Annotated in this window: 9 protein-coding genes; 4 read left to right on the top strand and 5 right to left on the bottom strand. The window is 64.6% G+C overall.

What is annotated here, in order from left to right; genetic code table 11:
* The first annotated feature begins 204 nt into the window (after window positions 1-204).
* The gene (gene petA, locus ACUH78_RS03370; RefSeq protein ID WP_418364639.1) at window positions 205-807 is read left to right on the top strand and encodes a ubiquinol-cytochrome c reductase iron-sulfur subunit; all 603 of its coding nucleotides are present in this window, start codon (window positions 205-207) and stop codon (window positions 805-807) included.
* A gap of 96 nt (window positions 808-903) precedes the next feature.
* Here the strand turns inward: petA and ACUH78_RS03375 are convergent, their stop codons facing one another.
* On the bottom strand, window positions 904-1,407 hold the full coding sequence (locus ACUH78_RS03375) for a hypothetical protein (protein WP_418364638.1): 504 nt from the start codon (window positions 1,405-1,407) through the stop codon (window positions 904-906).
* Between the two features lie 323 nt (window positions 1,408-1,730).
* Here ACUH78_RS03375 and mnmL point away from each other — a divergent pair, with 323 nt between their 5' ends.
* Window positions 1,731-2,696, top strand: coding sequence for a tRNA modification radical SAM protein MnmL/YtqA (gene mnmL / locus ACUH78_RS03380; RefSeq protein WP_435751083.1), 966 nt, complete (start codon window positions 1,731-1,733; stop codon window positions 2,694-2,696).
* 115 nt (window positions 2,697-2,811) lie between these two features.
* On the opposite strand, the gene ACUH78_RS03385 is transcribed toward mnmL, so the two are convergent.
* A complete protein-coding gene (locus tag ACUH78_RS03385; RefSeq protein WP_418364637.1) occupies window positions 2,812-3,282 on the bottom strand; it encodes a c-type cytochrome in 471 nt (156 codons plus the stop codon).
* Between the two features lie 161 nt (window positions 3,283-3,443).
* On the opposite strand from ACUH78_RS03385, the gene ACUH78_RS03390 reads away from it, so the two are divergent.
* Window positions 3,444-6,053, top strand: coding sequence for a PEP/pyruvate-binding domain-containing protein (locus ACUH78_RS03390; RefSeq protein WP_445332592.1), 2,610 nt, complete (start codon window positions 3,444-3,446; stop codon window positions 6,051-6,053).
* Window positions 6,054-6,124: 71 nt separating this feature from the next.
* Complete coding sequence (locus ACUH78_RS03395) at window positions 6,125-6,583, top strand: hypothetical protein (RefSeq protein ID WP_435751081.1); 459 nt, start codon at window positions 6,125-6,127, stop codon at window positions 6,581-6,583.
* A gap of 39 nt (window positions 6,584-6,622) precedes the next feature.
* Here ACUH78_RS03395 and ACUH78_RS03400 read toward each other — a convergent pair whose 3' ends face one another.
* From ACUH78_RS03400 to ACUH78_RS03410, 3 genes are all read right to left on the bottom strand, one after another.
* Window positions 6,623-7,303 carry an MBL fold metallo-hydrolase gene (locus tag ACUH78_RS03400; RefSeq protein ID WP_418364634.1) on the bottom strand — a complete coding sequence of 227 codons (681 nt, stop codon included), beginning with the start codon at window positions 7,301-7,303 and terminating at the stop codon, window positions 6,623-6,625.
* A gap of 40 nt (window positions 7,304-7,343) precedes the next feature.
* Complete coding sequence (locus ACUH78_RS03405; RefSeq protein WP_418364633.1) at window positions 7,344-7,736, bottom strand: DUF6858 family protein; 393 nt, start codon at window positions 7,734-7,736, stop codon at window positions 7,344-7,346.
* A gap of 211 nt (window positions 7,737-7,947) precedes the next feature.
* Window positions 7,948-8,310, bottom strand: coding sequence for a NifB/NifX family molybdenum-iron cluster-binding protein (locus ACUH78_RS03410; protein ID WP_418364632.1), 363 nt, complete (start codon window positions 8,308-8,310; stop codon window positions 7,948-7,950).
* Between the last annotated feature and the right edge of the window lie 317 nt (window positions 8,311-8,627).

Raw genomic sequence — 8,627 nt, forward strand, 5'->3', positions numbered from 1 at the left:
TGTTTTGAGAGCTGGCACGGTCGTTGCTTATGTAGTGTCGTGCGAAGCGGGACGAGTCGTGATCGCTGCATGATCGTCCCCCCCTCAACGGTCTTGCCCCCGGCAGCGCTGGCCCGACGATATCCCCCGACCCGCTTCGCCTTTTTTCTTCCCCGCGCATTCCCTGCCGGTCCGACGAACGTTTCCCCCGGAGAGCGTCCCGCCATGTCCGATACACGTTCCGACCTCGCTTCCCAGCGTCGTAAACTGTTGATTGCTACCTCCGGTGCAGGCGCACTTGCCGCGGCTGCCACCGCAGTACCCTTCGTTGCCAGTCTCACCCCTTCCGAGCGTGCCCGCGCGGCTGGTGCTCCCGTCGAGGCCGATGTCGCGGGCCTTGCGCCCGGTGAAATGATGACCGTCGAGTGGCGCGGCAAGCCGGTGTGGATCGTACGCCGCACGGCCGAGATGCTCGCAGCGCTTGAGCCCGTCGAACCCAAACTGGCGGATCCTGCTTCCGACGTGCCCCAACAGCCCGACTACGCGACGAACCGACACCGTTCCATCCACCCCGAATACCTCGTGGTGATCGGCATCTGCACGCATCTCGGTTGCTCGCCTTCGGATAAGTTCGCCGAAGGCTCGGCCGAAGGCATGCCTGCGGATTGGCCGGGCGGGTTCTTCTGCCCCTGCCACGGTTCCATCTTCGATCTGGCCGGTCGTGTGTATCTCAGCCAGCCGGCACCCACCAATCTCGAGATCCCTCCGCACAAGTGGTTGTCTGCCTCACAGGTTCTGATCGGCGAAGACGACCAGGGCGTCGCCTGAGCGACGCAGTTCCAGCAACACCCTCTCCAGTGCGCCGCCGCGTACCGACCCTGCCCGGGTACGGAACGCGGCGGCTTTTTTGCGCCAGCATCCCGGTCAGGCCATGAACATCAGCTTGGCGAGGATCACGATGCAGATGCCCAGTCCCATGGCGAGGTAGTGCACTGCCTCGAAGCGGTCGATGCGGAAATCCTCGGGGCCGCCGGTGACGATCAGGAAATGCTTGAAGTGGCCGACCGTGCTGCGGGGGCGGCTGCGCATGAAGACGAAGGGCGAACTCGCGAAGATGGTGAGCAAGCCAAGCGCGAGACTCATCTTGATGGTCAGCAGCATGCCGAAGCGAGTGTCGATGAAGGCACTGAAGCCGCCGAAGTTCTCTACATAGGTGAAGTACATGTAGAAGCCGGTGATGTAGAGCGGGATCACTGCGAGCGGGTAGGTGCGACGGATCTGGCGGAAGAGATAGAACTCCACGCGCTGGAAAACGTCTTCGCCGATGATCTTGCGTACCGGCTCGAGGATCAGGACTTCCATGGCCACCGCGCCGACGAACAGGATTGCGCAGATGAGGTGGAAGAGGACGACGACTTGATGGTCCATTTTGAGCTCCAGTCGGGCTTGCCGATGCAAATAGGAATGACTCGTATTTTAGAGTATCAGAGATTGCTGTTGAATTGACCGGCGTCAAAAACGCCCACGCAGCATGAACGACAGGGTGGAAAGCCTTGCCTCTTGCGCATCGTCAAGGGGCCGTCACGCTGATGAAGGCACACTTCGCGACCGCATGTGCAGACCCGACACGCGTTGGAGCCACGCATAAGATGACCCCAAACTCCCTGCCTTTCCCCGCGGCGGTGCCGACGACCGTGCCCACGACCCTCGCCCCCCCTACGCCCGGACCCAGCCCGCGATTGCCGGGGGGAATGGGTGGGCAGCCGTATCCGGGCCCACCCTTTGGCGAGCGCCGTTACAACGCGTGGAACGACTACGTCAAACGCCGCTACGGAGGTCGGGTGCAGAAAGTTTCCGTGGCGGCGGGCTTCACCTGCCCGAACCGTGACGGTTCGCTCGGGCGCGGCGGCTGCACCTTCTGCAACAACGCCGGTTTTACGCCTGGGTACCTCGACCGGCGTGACGGCATCGCGGAGCAGATTGACACCGGGCTGCGTTTCCTCGACCGGCGTTATCCGGGAACCGGGCGCTTCATTGCGTATTTTCAGAGCTATACCAATACCTACGGTGATTTCGCGCGTCTGCGCGAGAGCTATGAGGCTGCGCTGGCACATCCACGCATCGACGGGCTGGCCATCGGCACCCGTCCTGACTGCCTGCCGGACGAAGTGCTGGCCTACCTGGCCGAGCTCTCGCACGAGCACATCATCGAGCTCGAGATTGGCATTGAGTCCTGCGACGATGCGGTTCTACGCCGGGTCAATCGAGGGCACGACTTCGCTTGCAGCGTGGACGCGCTGGAGCGTGCGGCGGTGCACGGGTTGGAGGTGACGGCACACCTCATCCTCGGCCTGCCCGGGGAGACACGGGCAGGCATGCTCGAGGCAGCTACCCGTCTCTCCGCGCTGCCCGTCAAGGCGCTCAAGCTGCACCAGCTCCAACTCGTACGCGGCACCGAGATGGCACGCGACTGGCAGCGTGACCCGGGCTCCGTGCCCCTGTTCGACGAAGAAGCCTACATCGTGCTCCTTGCCGACTTCGTCGAGCGCCTGTCTCCCCGCATGCTGCTCCAGCGGCTGGGCAGCGAGGTCCCGCCGGCGCTCAAGCTGGCGCCGCACTGGAACATGCGCCTGTCCGAACTGGCGCCGCGCCTGAGTGCCGAACTGGCGCGCCGTGGCAGCTGGCAGGGCAGACATTGGCAGGACTGTGGCGCCTAGCGACCGAGAGCCAGGGGCGCAGTTGCAGTCCTCGCAGGGCGAGGCGGCGGAAGAGTGCTACATGTGTGGTGCGTGTGCAGGGAACGCATGAAGGGTGCGCAGGACCTTGCGGTGCTCACTTGCGGAAGTCGCGGTGGCAGGCCTTGCAGCTGTCCTGTGCGGCGGCGAAGGCGCTGCGGACCTGAGCTTCTTCACGCGATGCGGCTGCGGCAACGAGGGCGTCGATCGTAGCGATGAACTTGCTGCGCAGGCGCGCGAAATCCTCGGGGCGATCCCATACCGCCGCGAGGGCTTTGGTCGGGGGGTAATTCGTGTCGGGACCGAAGTGCGGCCAGGGCGCCTCCTTGAGTGCAGCGACCTCGCCAGCATGGCGGGTGAAGCGCTCGGGGTCGTAGCGCCCCTCCTTGAGCATGGTTCCCATCGGTTCGAAGCTGCGGAGCATGCCCTTGAAGGCTTCCTGTCGCTTGCTCACCGGCTGCTCGGGGTGGGTGTCGGCGACTTCGGTGGAGCACGCGCCGAGTGCGAGCATACTCAGGGTGAGTGCGGCGAGGCGAGCGGAGCGGGGGACACGGGTGGTGAGGGTCATGAAAGTCGGATCAGGTTGGGCAGTGGAGCAGAATGGCGCGCAGACAGGTTCCGCTTGCGCATGCCTGCAGAGCCCGGGGGCTGTCCAGAAGTTCCCCGGGCGCTGACGCTGTCGGGACGTTTGCGCTGTTCAAGGTGCTTGCGTCGCGCTAGGGTTGCGCCATGGATACCCCCAACCTCCGTCCCGCACATGGCTTTGCGCCCACCACCGGCCTGCCCGGCCTCGATGCCGTGCTCAGCGGGGTCGCCCCCGGTGACAACATCGTGTGGCAGATCCAGTCGCTCGAGGACTATCGAGCCCTGGTGCTTCCCTACGCTGCCGCGGCCAGGCGGCAGCAGCGCCGGCTGATCTATTTCCGCTTCGCGTCCCATGCCGCGTTGCTCGGGCCGGGGGATGGGGCGGAAGTGCAGCACCCGCGGGCGCAGGATGGTTTCGACGCCTTCGTCGATCAGGTGCATTCCGTGATCGAGGCAGCGGGGCCCGAAACCTTGTACATCTTCGATTGCCTGTCCGAATTGGCGGATACCTGGCAGTCGGATCGCATGCTTGGAAATTTCTTCCGCCTGACCTGTCCGCGCCTGTTCGACCTGGACACGGTGACCTATTTCGGCGTGCTCCGTCATCGTCATGCCCGCGCGGGCATGGATCTCATCGCCGACACTACACAGTACCTGCTTGATGTGTTCCGCTGCCGCGGACGGCTGTATATCAAGCCGATCAAGGTCCAGCACCGTTCGGCGGCGGTCATGAACCTCATTCATGCGTGGGAGGAGGGGGAGCGTCCGGGGATGGATCGCTTCCGGCCGGTGGCCGACAGCGGGACGGTGGCGGAGATCCTGGCCGGCTCCGGGTGGCCCGGACTGGAGGATGAGCGGATCCTCAGTCACTGGCAGCGCCTGTTCGACGAGGCGCGGGATCACCTTGCCCAACGTGGAGCGCAGTCAGCGGACCCGAGGGCCGAGCAGGCGTGCTTTGCCCGTCTCGCGGCCTTGTTGTTCCCCGAGGAGCCGGGCCTGCAGCGTCTGATCGCGCGCTACCTGGACCTTGGCGACCTGCTCGAGGTACGCAGCCGCATGATCGGCATCGGCACGATTGGCGGGAAGGCTGCGGGCATGCTGATCGCGCGCGCGATCCTGCGTCGTGATGCGCCCGCGGTGGATTGCCGGCTGGAGGCGCACGACTCCTTCTACGTCGGTACCGAGGTGTTCGACACCTTCTTCGTCCTCAATGGCCTGTGGTGGGTGCGCCGCCGCCAGCGTGAACCCGATGGCTTTCTCCGCGGGCTGGAAGGTGACGAGGGCGCCCATGCGCGCATCCTGCGTGGCAGTTTCCCTGCGGCGACGGTGCGCCAGTTCGAGGCCATGCTGGACTATTTTGGCGAGTGGCCCTTTATCGTGCGTTCAAGCTCCAGGCTTGAGGACCGCTATGGCAACGCCTTCGCTGGTCAGTACGAGAGCGTTTTCTGCGTAAACCAGGGTCCGCGAGAGAAGCGCCTGTCCGACCTGCTCGATGCGGTGCGGCGCGTGTATGCGAGCACGCTGTCCGAGGAGGCGCTGCGTTATCGCCAGCGCCGCGGCTTGCTCGACGAGCATGAGCAGATGGCGCTGCTGATCATGCGCGTGTCCGGCACCGCGGGTGGGCGCTATTTCCATCCCCATGCCGCGGGGGTCGGGCTGTCGGTGAATCCATACCCGTGGAACCCGCGTATCGACATGAAGGCCGGCGTGGTTCGCCTGGTCGCCGGCCTCGGTACGCGCGCGGTGGATCGTGCGGATGACGACTACACGCGATTGATCGCGCTCGGAGCCCCCGAACTGCGGCCCGAGACGAGCTTCGGTGCCATTGCGCGTCACGCGCAGCGGCGCATGGACTCGCTGGACCTGCGTGAGAACAGGGTCGTCACCGGTCCCTTTGCTGAGCTTGTTCGAGGACAAGAGGATTTCCCGCACGCTCTGTTCACCACCCGCGAGCAGGAGGATCGCCCGCCTTTCCTGACTTTCGACGGCCTGATCGCGCAGACTGACTTCGTTGCCGACCTGCATGGCGTGCTCGCTGCCTTGCACGCAGCCTATGCGCACCCGGTCGAGATCGAGTTTGCCCTCAACTTCAACCCGCAGGGTGACTACCGCATCAACCTGCTGCAATGCCGGCCGATGCAGGTGCGTAGCGTGGAGGGCGTGAGTGCGGAGGCGCCGCCGGTGGAACTGCCGCGGGTGGTCGAAGCCCGTGGTGCCGTGATCGGTCCGAGTCGAGTGATCCGGCCGGACCGGCTGGTGTATGTACGGCCGGGCGCGTATGCGGCGCTGACTTCCGCACAACGCATCGAGATTGCGCGCCTGATCGGGCGGATCAATGGCCTTGCAGATGCGGCCTGCCTGCTGGTGCTGGGGCCTGGACGCTGGGGGTCCAGCGATCCCTTCCTCGGCATCCCGGTGCGCTTCTCGGAGATCAACCACGTTGCGGCTTTGTGCGAGATCGTCGCCATGCACGAGAACCTGGTGCCGGATGTGTCGTTGGGCACGCACTTTCTCAACGAACTGATCGAGGCCGATCTGCTCTACTTCGCCTTGTTCCCGAAGATGGCGGGCAACGGACTGGATGAGGACTGGATCCTTCGGCAGCCGAACCGGCTTGGTGTCCTGTTGCCCGGCGACGGGCAGTGGGAGGTGGTCGTGCACGTCATCGATCCGCAGGCGGAGGACGGGCTGACCCTCCATGCCGATGCACCCGGGCAGCGTCTCAGTCTGTGCTTGCAGGCCCCGCGGACTTGATTCACTTCAAACCGGATTGTGTTGCAGACGGGTAGCATTCCCGGCATTCATCGGCCTTCGTGGAGCCTCTCATGCGCAAATCCCTCGTCCTCGCGTCGCTCATCGCCAGTTGCGCGGTGGTTTTTCCCCTGCCTGCGGCCGCGGACGCGGCACCCCGGCTCGCATCCGGCGCGGATGCGCTGCCTCGTGCGACCGATGAGTCCTTGCGCGCCGCGATGGAGGATCTGCGTGCTCTCGTTGCGGCAAGGCTGGCCGATGGTGGTGCGGAGAAGCTGAACGAGGACGAGCATGTGACGTTGGCCGCGGGGATCGACCACCAGGTGGCCGCGATTGCTGCCGGGCGGGATTTTCACAGTCCGGCCGGACGACACTTGCAGTGGATGCTGGGCGACATCACCGATGGCGCTGGCCTGATGCGCAGCGCACCCCGCGCAGCGGGCAAACGGCTGGGCCTGCTGCGCGTGGTGGAAACGCTGAACTATTACGGTCGTGAATACGACCATCCGGGCTGGGCGCCGCTGCAGCCTTGATCCAGGCGCTGCGTGCCCAGCACCCGGTCCGTTTGTCGCCTATGGTCGCGGCAGGGGGAGGGCGCTGGCCTTGCCTGCCGGGTTGCGCTCGCGGCGCTGGATCATGTCGGTGATGAAACCGTCCCGGCTCTGCTGCAGGCGCGCGGCGTAGCGGGTGCGCAGTTCGCCGAGCGTGGCCACCTGGCGTCCCCGGATCGGATGGGCCGGGAATACCAGGGTCTGCTCGGGCAGGGTGAAGAGGCGGCGGGTCAGCGTGTCGAACATCATCCCCGGATCGGCCTCGCCGTCGCCCGCGCCGCAACTGCCGACGTCGAACGCGTCCCCGCAGAACAGCCGGTCACGCCACAGGTAGCTCAGGCACCCGGGTGTGTGTCCCGGTGTGCTCAGGACACGGATGACTTCGTTGCCGAACACGAGGCGGCTGCCGTGCGCGGCGCGATGGACGGCCTGTCCGCACCCGATTGGCATCGAAGCCGCTTCGCCGACCACCAGCTGTGCGCTGGTGCGATCGCACAAAGGGCTGCAGTCGGCAACGTCGACCTGATGCACATGCGTTCGCAGCACATGACAGAGCCGCAGGCTGCGTTCGGTCAACAGCGCGAGGATCAACTCGGTATGGCGCGGCGGTGGATCGATGATGACGGCCTCCTGCTCGTCGAGGTCGGCGAGCAGGTATCCGATCAGGCTCGAATCCGGGCTGTGGAGGGGGTGGAAGTACATGGGCGGATCGCTTGGGCCGGCGCTTGCCGGCCGGAATCGGTCAGGCGCTCTTGCGCAGGCTCATGACCCATTCGGTCATCTTGCGGTTGGCTTCCGGCATCGGCGCTTCGAGGAAACTGATCACGTAGCGGTCGGGCAACTCGGCAAAGCCGATCGAGCGCGGGCGCACGGCCATCATCACCGGGTCGGGAAGTTTGACCCCGAAGCAGAAGATCAGGTTTTTCGCTGCGAGGATGTCGGGGCGGATTTCGCCGCCGATCAGCTTCGTGTGGCTCAGGTGGTCGAATACGGCGATCAGGCGCACGGTCGGATCGGCCTCGGCCTTGGCCTCGATCGCTTTCAGAAGCTCATCGAGATGGGCGTGCTCGGTCTCGTTCTTGCCCAACTCCAGCACGTGGATCGGGTACTTATCGGCGAGAAGCTTGTTCTGCATGAGTTGCTCCGTGGTGTAGGGGGGGTGCGCGCAATGCGCTCGTGTCGACTTCCTGCATACAGGAATCGTGCCAGGCCCAAAGGCAAATGCATTCTGCGCGAATGCTGCTGCGGCGTGCATTTGATTCGAGTCGGGTGCGATTTCGAAGTTGCCATCGCTGTCAGAGTGGCAGTTAATTCTGCGCAACTGGCAGTGATGGCGTTCGCTGCTTTCAGTGGGTGTGAGTGTGCTCGTGGGCGTGATCGTGCGCCAACGGCGGCTTGACCATGCCGGAAAGATAGTCGCGCACTGCCTGCATGGGGTCGGATTCGCCGCAGACCACTACCTCGATGCCGCGTGTTGCGAGGCGTCGAACGAATCCACCACCGGCGCCGCCGGTGATGACGACATCCATCTCGAAAAGGGGGTGGTCAAGCCCGCGGAACTCGTGGAAGGACATCTCACGCGGTAGGTCGAGCCGTTCCAGTTCGCGTGGTACAGCCGGATCGGACAGGTCGTAGACCAGGAAACGGCGCGCCTTACCCGCGTGGGAAGTGACAGTGCGGAAGTTCTGGCTGGTGATTGCGATCTTCATGGTGGTGTGAGTGTTTCCAGGGGGTGTCGGGAACTGCCATCGGAATCAAGTTCCATGCCAGAAGGCAGATCGAATGGGTGATCCGTCCTGAGCGCCGACCCCCTACCTGAATACATCACAACTTGTGGCATCCAAATTGCTTGGATTCGCGGAGAGCGGACGGGCTGGAGGACTCCACTGAGAAACTGTTTCGATATCTCATGGTGCTCTGACCTGGAAGGTCTCGGGGGTGCTCAGGGCGCTTACGGCGTGGTCAGGATGCCGCTGATCTGGATGTACTGGACCGAGGTGCGCCGCACCGATGTGCTCGAGGAGCG

It is taken from the genome of Thauera sp. ZXT1-4, assembly GCF_052598215.2.

Coding starts and splice junctions, on each gene's coding strand:
- ACUH78_RS03395 (WP_435751081.1), top strand. CDS start 6,125: ATGCGCAAATCCCTCGTCCTCGCGTCGCTCATCGCCAGTTGCGCGGTG.
- ACUH78_RS03400 (WP_418364634.1), bottom strand. CDS start 7,303: ATGTACTTCCACCCCCTCCACAGCCCGGATTCGAGCCTGATCGGATAC.
- ACUH78_RS03390 (WP_445332592.1), top strand. CDS start 3,444: ATGGATACCCCCAACCTCCGTCCCGCACATGGCTTTGCGCCCACCACC.
- petA (WP_418364639.1), top strand. CDS start 205: ATGTCCGATACACGTTCCGACCTCGCTTCCCAGCGTCGTAAACTGTTG.
- ACUH78_RS03385 (WP_418364637.1), bottom strand. CDS start 3,282: ATGACCCTCACCACCCGTGTCCCCCGCTCCGCTCGCCTCGCCGCACTC.
- mnmL (WP_435751083.1), top strand. CDS start 1,731: ATGGGTGGGCAGCCGTATCCGGGCCCACCCTTTGGCGAGCGCCGTTAC.
- ACUH78_RS03405 (WP_418364633.1), bottom strand. CDS start 7,736: ATGCAGAACAAGCTTCTCGCCGATAAGTACCCGATCCACGTGCTGGAG.
- ACUH78_RS03375 (WP_418364638.1), bottom strand. CDS start 1,407: ATGGACCATCAAGTCGTCGTCCTCTTCCACCTCATCTGCGCAATCCTG.
- ACUH78_RS03410 (WP_418364632.1), bottom strand. CDS start 8,310: ATGAAGATCGCAATCACCAGCCAGAACTTCCGCACTGTCACTTCCCAC.